The sequence below is a fragment of the Caballeronia udeis genome (assembly GCF_044909315.1).
Lineage (GTDB): Bacteria > Pseudomonadota > Gammaproteobacteria > Burkholderiales > Burkholderiaceae > Caballeronia > Caballeronia udeis_A.
Genome location: NZ_JBIYEB010000002.1, coordinates 34,464 through 51,928, shown reverse-complemented (window position 1 = coordinate 51,928; position 17,465 = coordinate 34,464). Strand labels below are relative to the sequence as shown.

Genomic DNA, 17,465 nt, shown 5'->3' with positions numbered 1-17,465 from the left:
CGCGTCAGGGTTTGATGGACACGCCCGAAGGCGCGCTGCCGGCCACGTTCGACACCATTACGCCGAGCGCGGCCAGAACCTTGTTCGAATCCGACAGGTCGCCGATCACCCTTCGCAGCGGCCCCGGACGCAGCTTCACCAGCGTCGGCGCGGCGATGATCTGAGCCGCGATCGCGGCTTCCGGATGCAGGTAGATGTCGATCACTTCAAGCTCGAAGCGGCCCGCCGCATGCGTTTCCAGCAAGCGCCGCGCGTTGTCCACGGCTCGCGTCGAGCGCAGCGTGTTGCCCGTCACGTACAGCCGCAGCACGAGCATGTCCGTTGGCGGCGGGGGTGGGGCGCCGCCTCCGCCGCCCGCTTCGACGGGCAAGGCGTTCACAACCGGACCCTCGGCCGGATATCGAGGCCGACGAGCACGCGCTCGGTATCGGACAAATCGCCGATCACTTTCCTAAGCGGCGCCGGCAGGCGCCGCACGACGGTTGGTATCGCGAGAATCTGGTCCGCGGCTGCAAGTTGCGGGTTCACGCGCAGATCGATGACTTCGATCGAATATTCGCCGGCCAGGTGCGTCGCGCAGAGCAGACGCAGGTTGCGGATGGCCGCCATGGATTTGGGCGTTTCCCCGGCTACATACAAGCGCAATGAGTACGCCGCTGCCACGGGCGTTTGCGCAGCGGGTTGCGTTCGTGCCATGTCCGGGTCGTGTTGCGCCGGCGTGGACGAGTCTTGTTCGGTCATTCTTTCGATCGCCGCAGTTGCGCCATCCGGGTGCGGTCGGCCTCCCGCAGGCGATTGTGTTCTTCGCTTTGCCCGATGAGCGCATCGAGTTCCGACGCTTCAGCGTCGAGCGCCGACTGCAACTCCGCGACCTGCTGCTCGACCGCCTTGCGGCGCCGCGCGAGCTCGCGCTTCTTTTGCGCCACGAGTTCGTCGCGCGCGGCGGATTCGTCGCGTTCCTGCGCTTCCTGTGCGAGCCGTGCGGACCCTGTCAGCACGCCGCCTGCGCCTATATACGCCGGCACCATGGCGATTCCCCCATTGCTGATCTGATACTCGCGAACCTGGTTCGAGTGGTCCATGCCGCGCGATTTCAGCACGTAGACAAGCCGGTTACGCTCGCCATTTGTTTCAATGTGCGATAACGAAATCCAGGTATCCATTAGCGATGAAATGCTGCGGTCGTTTATGCTGGACGCCTGGTCGGTACTGCTAAGACTTGTAAAAACTGCCGTAATGCCACGGGACTTGAGGAGATCGACGAGTCGCAGCAGCGTTGCGTGCACTTCGGATTCCACGCCGCGCAGCGACGAAATCGGGTCGATCACCACGGCAGTGGGCTTGAACAGGTCGATGTCGCGGAACATCCGCGCCAAATGCATTTCCAGCCCGAAAAAACTGGGCCGCGCCGACTCGATCCTGAGCGTGCCGCCCAGGTAGTGCGCAAGATCCACGCCCACTGAGCGCATGTTGCGCAGGATCTGTTCAGGCGACTCTTCGAAGGCAAACCACAGCGTGCGTTCGCCGAGTTTGCAGCGGGCTTCGACGAATTTTGCGGCGAAGGTGGTCTTGCCGGTACCCGCGAGTCCCGACACGAGCACGCTTGCGCCCACGAAATACCCGCCCACGCCGAGCATGGCGTCAAGGTCCGCGATGCCTGTGGAGATCACCTCGCTCGATGTAACGTGCGCCAGCCCGGCCGATGTAATCGGGAGGACGCTGATGCCGGTCGTATCGATGAGAAACGGGTATTCGTTGGTCCCATGTGCCGAGCCCCGGTATTTGACGATCCGCAGGCGCCGTGTAGTGACCTGGTTTTCGACCCGGTTGTCGAGCAGGATCACGCAGTCGGACACATATTCCTCAATACCGTGCCGGGTCAGCTGGCTCGGGTCGCCGGTTCCGCGCTCGGCAGTCACGATAGCGGTGACGCCGCGTTCCTTCAGCCAGTCGAACAGACGCCGCAATTCGGCGCGCAGCAAGATGGCGTCGGGAAAACTGGCAAACAGCGCTTCGAGCGTATCGAGTACGACGCGTTTTGCGTTCACGCTCCTGATCGCATAGTCGAGCCGCACGAACAGGCCTTCGAGGTCGTATTCGCCGGTGTCCTCGACTCCCGCCGGGTCGATCTTGACGTGATCGATGGCGAGCTTTTTCTGATCGATCAGCGACATCACGTCGTAGCCCAGCGACGCCACGTTCGCAGCCAGGTCTTGCGCCGACTCCTCGAAGCTCACCAGCACGCCGGGTTCACCGTACTTCAGTACGCCTTCCACCAGGAAGGTCATGGCGAAAAGGGTCTTGCCGCATCCCGCCGCGCCGCACATCAGGGTGGGGCGGCCCGTGGGCAAACCGCCGAGGGTGACATCGTCGAAGCCGGAAATGCCCGTTGGTGATTTAGGTAACGCTGTTCCGGTCATTGTTTTTCTTCGTAAAGTTGAACGGGAAGAGGACGGGAAAGGCACCAGCCGGTCCAGGCTCGATACCTGCGCCGGTGAGCCGATGGCGACAGCGCATCTTGGCATCGCGATGCGCACTGCGCAATCCAGAAGATCACGGTGGAACAGCTCGCCGGTGCCTCGCGACAGGCGGACATTTTTAGACCCTGGCGCGAGCAACCTGACCCGTACAATTGGGCGCGTTACCGAACCAGGATGCAGAGCACCGAGAGGTAGAATTTTGAACCCTGTTTATGGAGCTTTGCCGCTCACCATGGATGACAGCGACGAAGCCATTGCCCGCGACGTGGCCACCATCGGCCGGATCGGCGCCGTCCCCTCCATGCTGCGGGTGATCTGCAAAAACACCGGCCTCGGTTTTGCGGCGGTGGCGCGTGTCACCGAGGGAACCTGGACCGCCTGCGCCGTGCAGGACAACATTCAGTTCGGGCTGTTGCCCGGCGGCCAGCTCGACGTCCACACCACGCTGTGCAGCGAGTCGCGCGCCACGCGCCAGCCTGTTGTTGTCGACCATGCGAGCACTGATCCGGTTTACCGCGAACACCATACGCCCCGCATCTACAACATCGAGAGTTATATCTCGGTGCCGATCATCCTCCCGAACGGCGACTATTTCGGCAACCTGTGCGCAATCGATCCGCGTCCCGCGCTCGTGTCGGACGCACGCACGCTCACCATGTTCACGCTCTTCGCAGAACTGATCGCCCTGCAACTGGAGAGCGAGACCGAACGCTCGGCGACCGAAGCCGCACTGCTCGACGAGCGGACGACCGCCGAGTTGCGCGAGCAGTTCATTGCCGTGCTTGGCCACGATCTGCGCAATCCGCTGGCTGCCGTGGGCGCAACCGCGGAATGGCTGGCGCGACGCAGCAGCGAACCGGAACTGGTGAGCATCGGCACGCGCTTGCGGGCGACTACGCGGCGCATGTCGCGCCTGATAGACGACGTGCTTGATTTCGCACGCGGCCGGCTGGGTACGGGTATTGGCGTGTCGCTTGCTCCGGCCGACGATCTCGCCGACTTGCTGCGCCATGTGGTCTCGGAACTGCGCGATGCAAATCCGGGACGCGTTGTCCTGGAGCAGATCGCGGTGGACGGCCGCGTCTGCTGCGACCGTGGGCGCATCCAGCAACTGCTGTCGAACCTGCTGGCCAATGCGTTGACACACGGCTCGCCGGACCAGCCGGTGCGGGTGGTGGTGACAGTGGATGCCGGCGCGCTCGCGATCTCCGTTTCCAACGACGGTGCGCCGATCGCGCCCCAAGACCTGGAGAAAGTCTTCGAGCCTTACTGGCGGCCGGCCAGCAGTCAGCCGGGTGGCGGGCTGGGGTTGGGACTCTATATTTGCTCGCAGATCGTCAAGGCGCACGGCGGCACGTTGTCCGTGGGTTCGTCGGCGCAGACGGGGACTTGTTTTGTGGCACGGATTCCGGCGGGTGAGGCGGCGTGAGCGCCAGCCACCAGCGTAAACATCCGCCATTGGGGCCGTAGCGCCCCCTCTCCCTTGCGACGATCGCGTCGTTCAGTCCCCCCAAACCCTCTCCATACAAACCCGTATTGTCCGTGCCAATTCGGCGCTGCTATCGTTCGCAAGCGCTTGTGGAAGCGCTTCCACTCCACCGCTCAAAAGGAGTCCTCGTGGCACTCGACGCATCCATTGTCTCCAGCGATCCGTTTTCTCCTCCTTCCGATTCGGCCCTCTGGCGACGAGACTTTCTGCTCGGCGCGGCCACCGCCTCTTATCAGATCGAAGGCGCCGTCAACGAAGACGGCCGGCTTCTGTCGATCTGGGACACGTTCTCGGCCACACCCGGCAATGTGCTGGCCGGCGACACCGGTGAGGTCGCTTGCGATCACTATCATCGGTGGGAGTCGGACCTCGACCTGCTCTCTACGCTTAACGTGGACGCTTATCGTCTGTCCATTGCGTGGCCGCGCGTGATGGACGAAGCGGGGCGCCCGAATCAAAAGGGCATCGACTTCTACAAGCGCCTGATCGGGCGCCTGAAAGAGAAGGGCCTCAAGACGTTTGTCACGCTCTATCACTGGGACCTGCCGCAATATCTGGAAGACCGCGGCGGCTGGCTGAATCGCGACACGGCGTATCGCTTCGCCGATTACGCCGACCTGATGAGCCGCGAACTCAGCGGTCAGGTCGATGCCTGGGCCACGCTCAACGAACCCTGGTGCTCCGCGTACCTCGGCTATGGCAACGGCCATCATGCGCCGGGCCTCGCGAACGACCGCTATGCGACCCAGGCCATGCATCACCTGCTGCTCGCGCACGGCACTGCCGTGCCGGTCCTGCGGGCCAACGATCCCGCGTCGCTGAAGGGCATTGTCGCGAATGTGGGCCGCGGCACCCCTGACTCCAACAGCGAAGCCGATGTCCGCGCCGCGCATCTCTTCGAAGTCCAGCACAACGCATGGATACTCGATCCGCTGTTGAAAAAGGCCTACCCCAAGGACCTTTTCGAACTATGGCCGGGCACCGAGCCGCTCGTGCTCGACGGCGATATGGAAACCATCGGCGCGCCGCTCGATTTCCTCGGCATCAACTATTACTTCCGTACCAATGTGAAGAGCGATGGCGCGCATGGTTTCACGGAAGTGCCGTTGCCGGGTGTCGAGCGCACGCAGATGGGCTGGGAGATTCATCCCGATGGCCTGCGCGACCTGCTGATCGGATTCAACAAGACCTATGCGTCGCTGCCGCCGATCTATATCACCGAGAACGGGATGGCATCGGACGACAAAGTGGTCGATGGACGTGTCGATGATTCGCAGCGCATCTCGTTCCTCAAGCGGCATCTCGCGGCCGTGGATAGCGCGATCAAAGCCGGCGTCGACATACGCGGATATTTCATCTGGTCGCTGCTGGATAACTTCGAATGGGCCTTCGGTTACGAACGCCGTTTTGGCGTGTTTCATGTCGACTACAAGACCCAGAAACGCACCATGAAACGCAGCGCCGAACTGGTTGCGAAGTTTCTTGAAGAACGTAACACCAAGGCAACCGCCCCCGCCTGACCCGCAGTTCGATTTCAATGCCGAAGCCGTTGGACCAAATGGACTACAGGGCCAAATGGAAGACATAGCCCGGAGGAGACTCAATGAACAGCATGAAGAAACTGGTCGTCAGTGTCATCGCAGCCGTTGCGGCGAGCGGTGCAGCGCACGCGGATCCGTTGAAGGCTACCGTGATCCACTGGTGGACATCGGGTGGCGAATCAGCCGCCATCAAGCAGTTCGCCGATGCCTATAACAAGGCCGGCGGCTTGTGGATCGACCAGGCCGTGGCCGGTGCGGACCAGGCGCGCTCGACTGCAATCAACCGCATCATGGGCGGCGATCCGCCGACCGCCGCGCAGTTCAATACATCGAAGCAATTCCACGACATCATCGACCAGGGGCTGCTGAATAACGTGGACGATGTGGCGGCCAAGGAAAACTGGGACAAGATCTTCCCGCCGTCGATCATTGATAGCATCAAGTCGAACGGGCACTACTACGCAGCGCCCGTGGATATCCACATGCCGGCCTGGTTCTTCTATTCGAAGCCCGCGTTCCAGAAAGCAGGGATCACGAAAGAGCCGGCCACCTACGATGAATTCATCGCGGATCTGGACAAGCTGAAAGCGGCCGGCGTGATCCCGCTCGCGCTCGGCGGTCAGGCGTGGCAGGAGAAGATCACCTTCGACGCCGTGTTTGCCGACGTCGGCGGCCCGGACCTGTATCTGAAGGTATACCGCGATCGCGATGTGAACGCGGTCAAGTCCGATGCGTTCAAGAAGGTGCTGACGCAGTTCAAGCGCCTGCACAACTATATTGATCCGGGCTCACCGGGCCGCAACTGGAACGACGCCACCGCGCTGGTGATTTCCGGCAAGGCCGGCGTGCAGATCATGGGCGACTGGGCGAAGGGCGAGTTCTCCGCAGCCAACCAAACCGCGGGCAAGGACTTCGGCTGCTTCCCGGGCTTTGGTCCGCATTCGCCGTATCTTGTCGCGGGCGATGCGTTCGTCTTCCCGAAGACCGACGACCCCAACGTCGTCAAGGCGCAAAAATTGCTGGCGACGGTCATGACGTCACCGGCTGCGCAGGTTGCGTTCAGTGCGAAGAAGGGCTCGATTCCGATTCGCTCGGACATCGACGATTCGAGTCTCGACATGTGCGCGAAGGAGGGCATTGCGATCATGAAGGACAAGTCGCGGCAATTGCCGAATCCGGAAATGCTGACGCCGCCTGACATCAATGGTGCGTTGCAGGACGTCATCACCAACTTCTGGAACAAGAACCAGTCGGTGGAGGATGCACAAAAGGCCTTCGCCAGCGGGCTGAAAAGCTGATGGCGTCCACGCCCGCGGGCAAGACCCTGCGTGCTCCGGTCAGTCACGCGAAGCGCAAGCCGCTGAGGAAGCGGTTTTCGCTGGCAGCTTATATCGCGTTGTTGCCGATGGTGCTCACCGTGGTGTTCGCCTATCTCGGCACGATGTTATGGAGCTTGCGCACGTCGTTCACCAACTCGCGCACGTTTGCATCGAACAGCTTCGCGGGCGTGTCGCAATACGTACGGCTTTTCAATAACGACAGGTGGATGCTGTCGCTGCAAAACATCGTGGTCTACGGGATTTTGTTTATCGTCCTGTGCCTCGCGATCGGTTTGCTGCTGGCGGTGTTCATCGACCAGAAGGTGATGGCGGAGGGTGCGCTGCGAACGGTGTTCCTGTATCCGTACGCGATGTCCTTCGTTGCAACGGGTCTGGTGTGGCAGTGGATCCTGAATCCGGAACTGGGTATCCAGGAAGTGCTGCACAGGATCGGTTTTACGCACGCGCGTTTCGACTGGATCGTCGATCAGGATCGCGTGATCTATACGCTCGTGATCGCAACGGTCTGGCAGGCGTCGGGACTCGTGATGGCTTTGTTGCTCGCAGGATTGCGCGGCATTGACGAAGAGATCTGGAAGGCCGCGCGCATAGACGGCATTCCACGCTGGCGTGTGTATGTCAGCATTGTCATCCCCATGTTGGGGGCGTCCATTTCAACGGCCTTCATCCTGTTGTTCGTGATGGTCATCAAACTCTACGACGCGGTTGTCGCCATGACGCAAGGCGGCCCCGGCACGGCAAGCGAAGTGCCCGCGAAGTTCATCATGGACTACCTGTTCGGACGCGCGAATCTCGGGCTGGCATCGGCGGCTTCCATCGTTCTTCTCGTTACCGTGCTCGCGATTCTCGCGCCGGTCTTCTATATTCGCAGCCGCGCGCTGCGGCTCAGGGATTCCCGATGAACGCGCCACGCCAGCCGTTAAAACGCAGGTCGCGCTTTACGCCCGCGCGCTTGGGCGTATATGCGTTCCTGCTGACTTCAGCCTTGTTTTTCCTGCTGCCGCTGTATGTGATGCTCGTCACGTCAGTCAAGCCGATGACCGAAATCCGGCTAGGCAATATCCTGTCGCTGCCGGTGCATTTCACCCTGGATGCATGGCGTGTCGCGTGGCAATCGGCCTGTACGGGACTGGATTGCCAGGGCATCCAGGTGGGCTTCTGGAACTCGGTGCGCATTGTCGTGCCGAGTACGGTCCTGTCCATCCTGGTCGGCGCGGTGAACGGCTACGCGTTGTCGTTCTGGAAACCGCGTGGGGCCACGGCGCTGTTCGCCATCCTGTTGGTGGGCGCATTCATCCCGGTGCAGGTAATGGTCTATCCGCTCGTCCGGGTGCTTGCAACGGTGCATTTGTTCAGCTCGTTGCCCGGCATTGTGCTGATCCACACCATCTTCGGCATGCCCGTGATGACCCTGCTGTTCCGCAACTACTACGCGGCTCTGCCGCATGAACTCTTCCAGGCAGCGCGCGTGGACGGCGGCGGTTTCTGGCGCATCTTCCTGCAGCTCATGGTGCCCATGTCCACGCCGATCATCGTGGTCGCCATCATCATGCAGGTCACCGGGATCTGGAACGACTTTATCCTGGGTCTCGTTTTTGCAGGAACCCGGAACCTGCCGATGACAGTACAACTGAACAACATCATCAATACCACGACAGGCGAACGCCTCTACAACGTCAACATGGCGGCGACCATCCTCACGTCCATGGTGCCGCTTGCCATCTATTTCGTTTCGGGTCGCTGGTTCGTCCGCGGCATTGCCTCCGGTGCGGTCAAGGGTTAGTCCAGGACTCATTCATGTCTACAGTCATGTCGAACGTTTCAATCCGCGACCTGGAGATCCAGCTTGGCTCCCATACGATCATCGAGTCGCTCGACCTTGAGGTTGAACCGGGCGAGTTTCTCGTCTTGCTCGGGCCTTCGGGTTGCGGTAAATCCACCTTGCTGCACAGCATTGCGGGGTTGATCGATGTGAGCGGCGGCAGCATCGAAATAGGTGGCCAGGATATGACCTGGGCCGATCCGAAAGATCGGGGTATCGCGCTCGTGTTCCAGTCTTACGCGCTCTATCCGACCATGAACGTCGAGCGCAATCTCTCGTTCGGCTTGCGTATTGCCGGCACGCCCAAGGCGGAGATCGAGCGGCGCGTCACGCGTGCGGCCGAGATGTTGCAGCTTGGCCCGTTGCTCAAGCGCAGGCCCGCGCAACTGTCGGGCGGGCAGCGCCAGCGCGTGGCGATCGGCCGGGCGATCGTGCGTGAAGCGGACGTGTTCCTGTTCGACGAACCGCTGTCGAACCTCGACGCAAAACTGCGCACGGAGCTCAGGCGTGAGCTGAAGCAACTGCATAAGCGTCTGGGCGCCACGATGATCTACGTGACGCACGACCAGGTCGAAGCAATGACACTCGCAACCCGCATGGCCGTCATGCGCGGTGGTGTGATCCAGCAGATCGGCACGCCTGCTCAGGTCTATGCGCATCCGGATAACCTGTTTGTTGCCACGTTTCTCGGCTCGCCCGGCATGAACCTGCTGAAAGGGACGCTGCGTCGCGAGGGCGGTGCCGTGCGGTTTCGCAATGAGCACGTCGACATTGACGTTTCCGCCTATCCGTTTCTGCAGTCACCGCCGGAGAATCAACCGTGCGTGCTCGGCGCGCGCCCGGAGGATGTCTCCATCGATCCGGCGTTCGGATATCGCGGCACGGTGTCGCTGGTTGAACCCATGGGCAATCACCGGGTAATTTGGCTCGATTATCATGGCGCCCAAATCGCGTCGATCGTGCAGGACACGGCGACGGCGGCGGTTGACGAGACCACGGGCTTTTCCATCGACAGCAAGCGTATTTCGCTCTTCGACGAAACCAGCGGTGACCGGCTCTAAGCCAGCATGAAGCCCTTATTCACGGAGTAACAGTGGCAACCCTGAAGGACGTCGCGGTTCTTGCCGGCGTGGGCATGTCCACGGCATCGCGTGCAATTTCCGGCCGCGGACCTGTTTCAGCCGATGCGCTCGCGCGCGTGCAGGCCGCGATTGCCGAATTGAATTTCCGGCCTTCATCGATCGGGCGGGCGCTGTCAACGCAATCGCTCGGCATGATCGGCATCTTCGTGCCGACGTTCTTCGGCCCGTACTACGGCACGATCCTCAAGCAGACCGACATGGAGTTGCGCAAGGTGCATCGCCATGTGGTGGTGGCGACGGGCTGCGGCGACGACCCGCCGCGCGACCAGGCAATTGAAGCGGTGCAGTTCCTGATTGGCCGCGATTGCGATGGCGTAGTGGTGACGAGCCATGACCTGCATGACGACGACCTCGTCAAGATGCATCGCATGCATCCGAAAATGGTGTTCCTCAATCGCGACTTCGCGCAGATGCCGGAGGCGTCGTTTTGCGCGGATCATCACCGGGGCGGGGTACTGGCGGCGCAGACGCTGCTGGCGCACAAACACAAGAAAATCGCCGTGATTTCAGGGCCTTTCCAGGCTTCCGACAATTACGCGCGGATCGCAGGATTCTTCGAAGAGCTCGCGCGCAACGGCATTGACCGGACCGAGGTCCAGTTGATCGAATCGGACTTTTCGCCCGACGGCGGATATGACTCGGCGAAGCAACTGCTGGCGTCGAAGAAAAGGTTTACCGGGCTGTTCTGCGCCAACGACACCATGGCGATCGGCGCCTTGTCGTGTTTGCAGCAAGCGGGCATTTCGGTGCCGGACGAGATGTCGGTAGTCGGTTACGACGATGACTACTCGGCTGCATTCTCCGCACCGGGCCTGACCTCGGTCCACATACCGACCGCCGACCTCACGCAGAACGCCGTTCGATGGTTGCTCAACGAGTGTTACGGGACGGACTACACGATTTATCGCAAGTTTCCCGTGACCGTGACGAACCGTGCGTCGGTCGCCGCTCCAGCCAAACGACTGCGTACGACCTGACGCAACGTGCGTAGCGTAGCGTTCAGATGCCTTCTTGCGCCCGCCGCAGCCGTTCGCGGCTGTTGATCAGATGGAGCCGCATGGCGGTACGCGCCGAGTCGGCGTCACCCCGCTCGATGGCATCGCAGATCTGCTCGTGCTCGCGATTCACGCGGGTCAGATAGTCCGCGTACCGGGCGGGCGGAATCTGCGTGGCGGTGAGGCGGGTGCGGGGGATCATGTGAGTGCCGAGGTGGGTCATGATGTCCACGAAATAGCGGTTGCCCGTGGCATGCGCGATTTCCAGGTGAAAGCGGATATCGGGCGAGATGGTCCCGTTTGCCTCGCCCAGGTTGCGCTCGAAATCATTCAGCGCGCGCCGCATGGCAGCGATCTGCGTTTTATCGCATCGCGCAGCAGCCAGGCCCGCGCTCTCCGTCTCCAGGCTGATGCGCAACTCAAGCACGGCGAGGGCGTCGATGGAACCCGCCACGTCCGCCGGATCGAGCTGAAAGAGCCCTCTGCCCGGCGCCTCGCAGACGAAGGTGCCAATGCCGTGCCGCGTCTCCACCAATCCCGCAGCCTGCAGCTTCGACAGCGCCTCGCGTACAACCGTGCGGCTCACGCTGAAGCGCTGGACCATTTCGGCTTCGGTCGCGAGCCGGTCGCCAACTTTGAGTTCGTCGGTTTCGATCTGCTGGCGCAGCGCATCGACCACTTCGGTCGTCAGGCTGCGCCGTACCGAGTGGTACGCCGGGGTTTCGAAGAGAGCACGAGTCGGTCTCTGCACGGCTACCTCGATTGGGATAATGTTTCGCCAAAGTTGACAAACGAATGTGCGAATGATTATATGCACGCTGTAGTCATATGACAACGTACAATAAAAGCCGGATCAAGCGGCCTATTCGACCGAAAGGAGCATGAAAACTCCCGGTAGCCGCGCTTATTGGAGACAGGCTTACATGGCCAATCAAGAACACGCAGTCCCGTTTAAACGCCTGTTGCTGACCGGCGCTGCCGGCGGCGTAGGCAAGGTCATCCGTTCGCGCGTGGCCTCGTTCGCGGACAAGATCAGGGTCTCGGACCTGTCGGCGGCATTGCCCCCGGACGCGGCGCCGCATGAGGAAGTCATCCCTTGCGATCTCTCGGACAAGCAGGCGGTCGACGCGCTCGTGGCCGGCTGCGACGCGGTCATCCATCTCGGCGGGGTATCGGTGGAACGGCCCTTCGAGGAGGTGCTGGAAGCCAATATCAAAGGGGTTTACAACCTCTACGAAGGGGCTCGGCGGCACGGCGTCAAGCGCATCATCTTCGCCAGTTCCAATCACGTGACCGGGTTTTACCGGCAGGACGAGAAGATCGACGCGCATGCGTTGCGACGTCCCGACGGCTATTACGGCCTGTCCAAATCGTTCGGTGAAGACGTGGCGCAGTTCTATTTCGACCGCTACGGAATCGAGACGGTGAGCATTCGTATCGGCTCGGCGTTTCCGGAGCCGAAGGACCGCCGGATGATGGCGAGCTGGCTCAGCTACGACGATTTGCTCGACCTCCTGCAACGCAGCCTGTTTACGGCGGATGTCGGTCATACCGTGGTCTACGGGATGTCAGACAACGCTGTCACATGGTGGGACAACCGGTTTGCATCGAAGCTGGGGTTCGTGCCGCGTGATTCGTCGGAGCCCTTCCGGGCGAAGATCGACGCGCAGCCGGCGCCCGAGCCCGGCAGTGCCGTAGCGGTGTTGCAGGGCGGGGCGTTCACCACGACCGGACCGTTCGAATAACGTCCGGCTCATGTTCGGCTCATGCTTGAGTAAGCCCGCAAGACTGACTCCAGGCACGCCCCCCGTGCCTGCAACAACCCCGGCATTGCTGCGATGACTTTCTCTCTCGATTTCAGCCCGCTGCTTCCGTACTGGCCCGTCTTCCTGAAAGGCGCCTGGCTGACGTTGAAGATGACGACCGTAGCGGTGTTCTTTGGTGTGATCCTGGGGACGCTGGTGGCGTTCGCCAAGCGCGGCAAGAACCGCCTCTTGTCGCGGCTCTGCTCGATCTATATCGAGGCCGTGCGCAACACGCCGTTTCTCGTGCAGATCTTCCTGCTGTACTTCGGGCTGGCCAGCTTCGGCGTGCGCATGCCGACGTTCGCCGCCGCCGCGCTCGCGATGGTGATCAACATCGGCGCTTATGCGGCGGAGATCATTCGCGCCGGTCTCGAATCGGTGCCGCGCGGGCAGATAGAGGCGGCCGAATGCCTCGGGTTGTCGCGCTGGCGGATCGGCTGGCACGTGATGCTTCAGCCATCCATTGAAAAGGTGTATCCCGCGCTGACCAGCCAGTTCCTGCTGATGATGCAGGCCTCGGCTATTGCGTCGCAGATCTCGGCGGAAGAACTCACGGCAACCGCGAACACCGTGCAATCCGATACCTTCCGTTCGCTCGAAACATACATTGTCGTGGCGCTGCTTTATCTCGCGCTGTCGCTGTTGATCAAGCTGATTGCGTGGGGCGTAGGCGAGATCGCATTCAAGCGCCGGCGGGTCATCCGCCAGGCCGCGGAGCGGGCCGGCAAACCGGTGCCCGATCAAGGACGCATTGATACCGTGATTCCCGGGGGTGCGGCATGACCGGCGGTTTCACTGCGGCACATCTGTTTTATCTCGTGCACTCGATCTGGTGGACGCTCGTGCTCTCTGCGCTGGCGTTCGTGCTGGGCAGCATCGGCGGCTTCGGCGTGATGCTCGCGCGCATTTCGCCGCGCCGCTGGCTGAGCCGTCCGGCGATGGTCTACATAGAAGCCATTCAGGGCATTCCGCTGCTGATCCTGTTGTTCATCGTCTACTTCGGTTTGTCCGTGTATGGCTTCCAGGTGCCCGCACTGGTCGCCGCGGGCCTTGCGCTGATGGTGTACACCAGCGCGTATCTCGGGGACATCTGGCGCGGGTGTATAGACGCCATGCCGAAGCCCCAATGGGAAGCGGCCGAATGCCTGTCACTGACGCGCTGGCAGACCTTGCGCCTCGTGATCATTCCACAGGCGCTGCGTCTTGCGCTGCCGCCAACGGTGGGTTTCCTGGTGCAGGTCATCAAGATGACGTCGCTTGCTTCGGTGATTGGTTTCGTCGAATTGACCCGCGCCGGTCAGATCATCAACAACTCGATTTTTCAGCCGTTCCTTGTGTTCGGGCTTGTCGGGGTTTTCTATTTCGTGCTGTGTTATCCGCTCTCGCGCTGGAGCCAATCGATGGAGAAAAAGCTCAATGTCGGCAATCGTTAAGCTCGCGGAGGTCTATAAGAGCTTCGGCTCGAACCAGGTGCTCAAGGGCGTGTCGCTGGAGGTGGCCAAGGGCGAAATGATCGCCGTGATCGGCGCGAGCGGTTCAGGGAAAAGCACGGCGCTTCGTTGTATCGATCGGCTGGAAACCATCGACCGGGGCACGATCGAGGTATGCGGTATTCGTGTCGATGACCCGAAGGTGGACCTGCACCAGTTGCGCCGCGAAGTCGGCATCGTGTTTCAAAGCTACAACCTGTTCGCCCACCTGACCGTAGAAGAAAACATCATGCTGGCGCTGCGCCACGTGAAGAAACTCGGACGCGACGAAGCGCGCCGCGTGGCAATGGGCGTGCTCGATCAGGTCGGCCTCGCGCAGAAAGCCGATGCGTACCCGGAGCAGCTTTCAGGCGGACAGCAGCAGCGCGTGGCGATAGCGCGCTCGCTCGCGATGTCGCCGAAGGTCATGTTGTTCGACGAAGTGACCTCCGCGCTCGATCCGCAACTGACCGGCGAAGTGCTGCGCGTGATGGAGGATCTGGCGAAGGACGGCATGACCATGCTGCTGGTCACGCACGAGATGGCGTTCGCCAAGCGCATGGCGGACCGGATCATTTATATGCACCAGGGAAAGGTGTGGGAGGTCGGCAGCGGCGGCATGCTTGACGCGCCGCAGACACCTGAATTGCGTACGTTCCTGAACAACGGGCTGTAGTGTGCAAGCCGGGCGCGAAAGAAATCTTTTGAACTGACCATAAGAATGGAGACTGCTTTGAAGACCAACGGATCCAGATTCATCATGCGCGGCTGCGTCGCCGCTTTGTTGCTGGCAGGCGTAGCGCACAGCGCAATGGCCGACCAGCTCGACGACATCAAGAAGGCGGGCAAGATCCGGGTGGCGATTGCAATGGGCACGCCGCTCTTCAGCTACGCCGACGCCAACCTTCAGCCCGCGGGATCGGATGTGGATACGGCTGCGGCGCTTGCAAAAGACCTGGGCGTGAAGCTCGAGCTCGTGCAGATCACGAATGCGGCACGGGTGCCGACCTTGCAGGCCAAGCGCGCGGATCTGGTGATAGCGGATCTGTCGATCACGCCAGAGCGTGCGAAGGTCGTCGACTTCTCGATTCCCTATGCGGTCATCACGATCATTGTGGGCGGGACGAAAAATGAGACCGTCAAGAATTACGAGGACCTGAACGGCAAGACAATCGGTCTTACGCGTGCCACCGTCAACGACACCATCACGACGCAAATGGCGAAGGGCGCGCAGATCCAGCGCTATGAAGACGATGCCACGCTGATCACATCGGTCGTAACCGGGCAGGTCGATATCTTCTCCAGCACGCCGTCGAACCTGGCCGAGATGGTCAAGCGCGCGCCGAATCGCAATCTGGAATTGAAGTTTCCGCAGAAGGATTTCGACCTGGGGATTGCGATGAACAAGGACGAGCCGAAGCTCAAGGAGTGGGTCAATAACTGGGTGAGCACGAACCAGAAAAACGGCACGCTCAATGCGATCTACAAGAAGTATCACGGCCGTGATTTGCCGGCGAGCGTGACGAAGGGTTAAGCCTGCATCGTATGAAAAAAGGCATCGCGGTGTCGATCGCGATGCCCATTGATTTCGTCAACTTATTCAGACGAACGCAGATCAGGCCGCCGGTGTCTGACCAATCTCGTGATTGGCCAGGTACTCCAGCGCGCGGACCATGCCGGAGTGGTCCCATGCCTTGCCGCCATGCGCGGCGCATGCATTGAACAGCGCCTGGCAAGTCGCGGTGTTGGGCAGCGACACGCCAAGCGACTGCGCCGTCGAGAGCGCGAGATTCAAATCCTTCTGATGCAACTCAATGCGAAAGCCCGGATTGAACGTGCGTTTGGTCATGCGCTCGCCATGCACTTCCAGAATGCGCGAGGAGGCGAAACCGCCCATCAATGCGGTGCGCACTTTCTCCGCATCCACACCGGCCTTGGACGCCAGCAACAACGCTTCGCCCACCGCTTCGATCGTCGCCGCGACGATCACCTGGTTCGCCAGCTTGCAGATCTGTCCCGCGCCAACTTCTCCGATCAGCGAGACGTTTTTCCCCATCATGTCGAAGAGGGGTTTCACGCTGTCGAAGGTGGCTTGTGAACCGCCGACCATGATCGTCAGCGACGCAGCTTTTGCGCCGACTTCGCCGCCCGAGACCGGCGCGTCCAGATAGTCCGCGCCGCGCTCGCGTACCTTCGCCGCGAACTCGCGGGTCGCGATTGGCGAGATCGAGCTCATGTCCACCACGACCTGGCCTTCGCGCAACGCGGCGACCACGCCGTTCTCGCCGAACAGCACGCGCTCCACGTCCGGCGTATCCGGCACCATGACGAAGATGACGTCGGCTTGGCGCACGACCGCGGCCGGGCTGTCGCACGCGGTCGCGCCGGCCTGGGTCAACGTCTCCGGTACGCCGCTGCGGGTGAATGCCGCCAGCGCCACGCCGTTCTTGATGAGGTTCTCGGCCATGGGTTTGCCCATGATGCCAAGACCGATGAAGCCTGCTTTCTGCATGTCAATCTCCACAAGTTGTCCGGGTGCGTCCTGCTGCCTTGCTGCTTCTGTCTTGCTACTTCTGCATGAAATGTTTCTGCACGGCTTGGGCGGCATTCCTGAGCAGGCCCATGTCGGCACACACCGCGATCACCTGGCAGCCCATTGCCAGATATCGTTCGGCGTCGGCCTGCACGGGCGCCAGTGTGCCGCTGGCTTTACCCGCTGCACGGGCGCGCTCGAAGACGTGGGCAATGGCCTGCTGCACGTCCGGGTGATTCGGATTGCCGATGTGTCCATAAGACGCCGCCAGATCCGACGGACCGAGGAACACGGCGTCAACGCCTTCGACGGCAAGGATCTCATCGATTGCATCAACCGCCGTCCGGCTTTCGATCTGGACCACGACGCAAATGTTGTCGTTCGCGGTGCTTAGATAGTCGCTTACGGTTCCGTAGCGATTCCCGCGATGACCCACCGACACCCCGCGAATCCCCTGGGGCGGATAGCGTGTGGCCGCGACGGCGCGGGCGGCGTCGGCGGCGCTGTCAACGAAGGGGATCAGGAAGTTGAAGAAGCCGCTATCAAGCAGCCGCTTGATTACCACGCTGTCATTAGCCGGCGGCCTGACCACCGGGGCGCTGCGGCTGTCCTTGAGGGCCATGAGCTGCGGGATGAGGGTGAGGACGTCGTTGGGCGCGTGCTCGGCGTCGAGCAGGATCCAGTCGAAGCCCAGCATGCCGAGCAGTTCGGTCGTGATCGGGCTGCCGAGCGAGGCCCAGCATCCGATCCGGGTTTCGCTCTTCAGGACTGACTGGCGAAACGTGTTGGGTAAAGGCTGGTAAGGCAAAGACGGTGTCATGGCTAGGTTTCCTCCGGCTTGACGCCTTG

General features: G+C 61.5%; 18 protein-coding genes. 12 read left to right on the top strand and 6 right to left on the bottom strand.

The annotated features are described in order from the left end of the window. Positions 1-4: 4 nt before the first annotated feature. Genes ABH944_RS03085 through kaiC form a run of 3 tightly spaced genes read right to left on the bottom strand, consistent with a single transcriptional unit; the run spans position 5 to position 2,420 of the window. Complete coding sequence (locus tag ABH944_RS03085; protein WP_404604634.1) at positions 5-379, bottom strand: circadian clock KaiB family protein; 375 nt, start codon at positions 377-379, stop codon at positions 5-7. Beyond that, entirely contained in the window at positions 376-741 is a 366-nt protein-coding gene (locus ABH944_RS03080; RefSeq protein WP_404604635.1) for a circadian clock KaiB family protein, read from the bottom strand. The genes ABH944_RS03085 and ABH944_RS03080 overlap by 4 nt, the downstream gene beginning before the upstream one ends. Beyond that, positions 738-2,420 (bottom strand): circadian clock protein KaiC, encoded by a 1,683-nt coding sequence (gene kaiC, locus ABH944_RS03075; protein WP_404604636.1) that lies wholly within the window; start codon positions 2,418-2,420, stop codon positions 738-740. The genes ABH944_RS03080 and kaiC overlap by 4 nt, the downstream gene beginning before the upstream one ends. A 292-nt stretch (positions 2,421-2,712) precedes the next feature. Here kaiC and ABH944_RS03070 point away from each other — a divergent pair, with 292 nt between their 5' ends. The 7 genes from ABH944_RS03070 to ABH944_RS03040 all read left to right on the top strand — a co-directional run bounded on the left by ABH944_RS03070 (position 2,713) and on the right by ABH944_RS03040 (position 10,791). Next, positions 2,713-3,909: a GAF domain-containing sensor histidine kinase gene (locus ABH944_RS03070; protein WP_404604637.1), complete on the top strand. Its 1,197-nt coding sequence runs from the start codon at positions 2,713-2,715 to the stop codon at positions 3,907-3,909. Between the two features lie 188 nt (positions 3,910-4,097). Further along, entirely contained in the window at positions 4,098-5,489 is a 1,392-nt protein-coding gene (locus tag ABH944_RS03065) for a GH1 family beta-glucosidase (RefSeq protein WP_404604638.1), read from the top strand. 83 nt (positions 5,490-5,572) lie between these two features. After that, positions 5,573-6,808 (top strand): ABC transporter substrate-binding protein, encoded by a 1,236-nt coding sequence (locus ABH944_RS03060; RefSeq protein ID WP_404604639.1) that lies wholly within the window; start codon positions 5,573-5,575, stop codon positions 6,806-6,808. Next, positions 6,808-7,752 (top strand): carbohydrate ABC transporter permease, encoded by a 945-nt coding sequence (locus ABH944_RS03055; RefSeq protein ID WP_404604640.1) that lies wholly within the window; start codon positions 6,808-6,810, stop codon positions 7,750-7,752. The genes ABH944_RS03060 and ABH944_RS03055 overlap by 1 nt, the downstream gene beginning before the upstream one ends. Then, a complete protein-coding gene (locus tag ABH944_RS03050) occupies positions 7,749-8,633 on the top strand; it encodes a carbohydrate ABC transporter permease (RefSeq protein WP_404604641.1) in 885 nt (294 codons plus the stop codon). The genes ABH944_RS03055 and ABH944_RS03050 overlap by 4 nt, the downstream gene beginning before the upstream one ends. A 14-nt stretch (positions 8,634-8,647) precedes the next feature. Next, a complete protein-coding gene (locus ABH944_RS03045) occupies positions 8,648-9,733 on the top strand; it encodes an ABC transporter ATP-binding protein (RefSeq protein ID WP_404604642.1) in 1,086 nt (361 codons plus the stop codon). 32 nt (positions 9,734-9,765) lie between these two features. After that, the gene (locus ABH944_RS03040) at positions 9,766-10,791 is read left to right on the top strand and encodes a LacI family DNA-binding transcriptional regulator (RefSeq protein ID WP_404604643.1); all 1,026 of its coding nucleotides are present in this window, start codon (positions 9,766-9,768) and stop codon (positions 10,789-10,791) included. A gap of 22 nt (positions 10,792-10,813) precedes the next feature. On the opposite strand, the gene ABH944_RS03035 is transcribed toward ABH944_RS03040, so the two are convergent. After that, positions 10,814-11,560, bottom strand: a complete 747-nt coding sequence (locus tag ABH944_RS03035) for a FadR/GntR family transcriptional regulator (RefSeq protein WP_404604644.1) — start codon at positions 11,558-11,560, stop codon at positions 10,814-10,816. Positions 11,561-11,732: 172 nt separating this feature from the next. On the opposite strand from ABH944_RS03035, the gene ABH944_RS03030 reads away from it, so the two are divergent. The 5 genes from ABH944_RS03030 (at position 11,733) to ABH944_RS03010 (ending at position 15,617) form a co-directional block, all read left to right on the top strand. Then, entirely contained in the window at positions 11,733-12,554 is an 822-nt protein-coding gene (locus ABH944_RS03030) for an NAD-dependent epimerase/dehydratase family protein (RefSeq protein ID WP_404604645.1), read from the top strand. A 93-nt stretch (positions 12,555-12,647) separates the two neighbouring features. Then, a complete protein-coding gene (locus tag ABH944_RS03025; RefSeq protein WP_404604646.1) occupies positions 12,648-13,397 on the top strand; it encodes an amino acid ABC transporter permease in 750 nt (249 codons plus the stop codon). After that, positions 13,394-14,047 carry an amino acid ABC transporter permease gene (locus ABH944_RS03020; protein WP_097263269.1) on the top strand — a complete coding sequence of 218 codons (654 nt, stop codon included), beginning with the start codon at positions 13,394-13,396 and terminating at the stop codon, positions 14,045-14,047. Before ABH944_RS03025 ends, ABH944_RS03020 begins: the two co-directional genes overlap by 4 nt. After that, on the top strand, positions 14,031-14,759 hold the full coding sequence (locus ABH944_RS03015; protein ID WP_404604647.1) for an amino acid ABC transporter ATP-binding protein: 729 nt from the start codon (positions 14,031-14,033) through the stop codon (positions 14,757-14,759). The genes ABH944_RS03020 and ABH944_RS03015 overlap by 17 nt, the downstream gene beginning before the upstream one ends. Positions 14,760-14,843: 84 nt before the next feature. Beyond that, entirely contained in the window at positions 14,844-15,617 is a 774-nt protein-coding gene (locus ABH944_RS03010; RefSeq protein ID WP_404604728.1) for a transporter substrate-binding domain-containing protein, read from the top strand. 81 nt (positions 15,618-15,698) lie between these two features. On the opposite strand, the gene ABH944_RS03005 is transcribed toward ABH944_RS03010, so the two are convergent. Beyond that, on the bottom strand, positions 15,699-16,691 hold the full coding sequence (locus ABH944_RS03005) for a 2-hydroxy-3-oxopropionate reductase (protein WP_404604649.1): 993 nt from the start codon (positions 16,689-16,691) through the stop codon (positions 15,699-15,701). Then, complete coding sequence (garL, locus tag ABH944_RS03000; RefSeq protein ID WP_404604650.1) at positions 16,651-17,436, bottom strand: 2-dehydro-3-deoxyglucarate aldolase; 786 nt, start codon at positions 17,434-17,436, stop codon at positions 16,651-16,653. Before garL ends, ABH944_RS03005 begins: the two co-directional genes overlap by 41 nt. Between the last annotated feature and the right edge of the window lie 29 nt (positions 17,437-17,465).

What these genes read in the sequence shown, in the direction of transcription:
- ABH944_RS03080 (WP_404604635.1), bottom strand. Translation starts at nt 741, where the DNA reads ATGACCGAACAAGACTCGTCCACGCCGGCGCAACACGACCCGGACATG.
- ABH944_RS03060 (WP_404604639.1), top strand. Translation starts at nt 5,573, where the DNA reads ATGAACAGCATGAAGAAACTGGTCGTCAGTGTCATCGCAGCCGTTGCG.
- ABH944_RS03020 (WP_097263269.1), top strand. Translation starts at nt 13,394, where the DNA reads ATGACCGGCGGTTTCACTGCGGCACATCTGTTTTATCTCGTGCACTCG.
- ABH944_RS03050 (WP_404604641.1), top strand. Translation starts at nt 7,749, where the DNA reads ATGAACGCGCCACGCCAGCCGTTAAAACGCAGGTCGCGCTTTACGCCC.
- garL (WP_404604650.1), bottom strand. Translation starts at nt 17,436, where the DNA reads ATGACACCGTCTTTGCCTTACCAGCCTTTACCCAACACGTTTCGCCAG.
- ABH944_RS03045 (WP_404604642.1), top strand. Translation starts at nt 8,648, where the DNA reads ATGTCTACAGTCATGTCGAACGTTTCAATCCGCGACCTGGAGATCCAG.
- ABH944_RS03030 (WP_404604645.1), top strand. Translation starts at nt 11,733, where the DNA reads ATGGCCAATCAAGAACACGCAGTCCCGTTTAAACGCCTGTTGCTGACC.
- ABH944_RS03015 (WP_404604647.1), top strand. Translation starts at nt 14,031, where the DNA reads ATGTCGGCAATCGTTAAGCTCGCGGAGGTCTATAAGAGCTTCGGCTCG.
- ABH944_RS03055 (WP_404604640.1), top strand. Translation starts at nt 6,808, where the DNA reads ATGGCGTCCACGCCCGCGGGCAAGACCCTGCGTGCTCCGGTCAGTCAC.
- kaiC (WP_404604636.1), bottom strand. Translation starts at nt 2,420, where the DNA reads ATGACCGGAACAGCGTTACCTAAATCACCAACGGGCATTTCCGGCTTC.
- ABH944_RS03025 (WP_404604646.1), top strand. Translation starts at nt 12,648, where the DNA reads ATGACTTTCTCTCTCGATTTCAGCCCGCTGCTTCCGTACTGGCCCGTC.
- ABH944_RS03010 (WP_404604728.1), top strand. Translation starts at nt 14,844, where the DNA reads ATGCGCGGCTGCGTCGCCGCTTTGTTGCTGGCAGGCGTAGCGCACAGC.
- ABH944_RS03070 (WP_404604637.1), top strand. Translation starts at nt 2,713, where the DNA reads ATGGATGACAGCGACGAAGCCATTGCCCGCGACGTGGCCACCATCGGC.
- ABH944_RS03005 (WP_404604649.1), bottom strand. Translation starts at nt 16,691, where the DNA reads ATGCCGCCCAAGCCGTGCAGAAACATTTCATGCAGAAGTAGCAAGACA.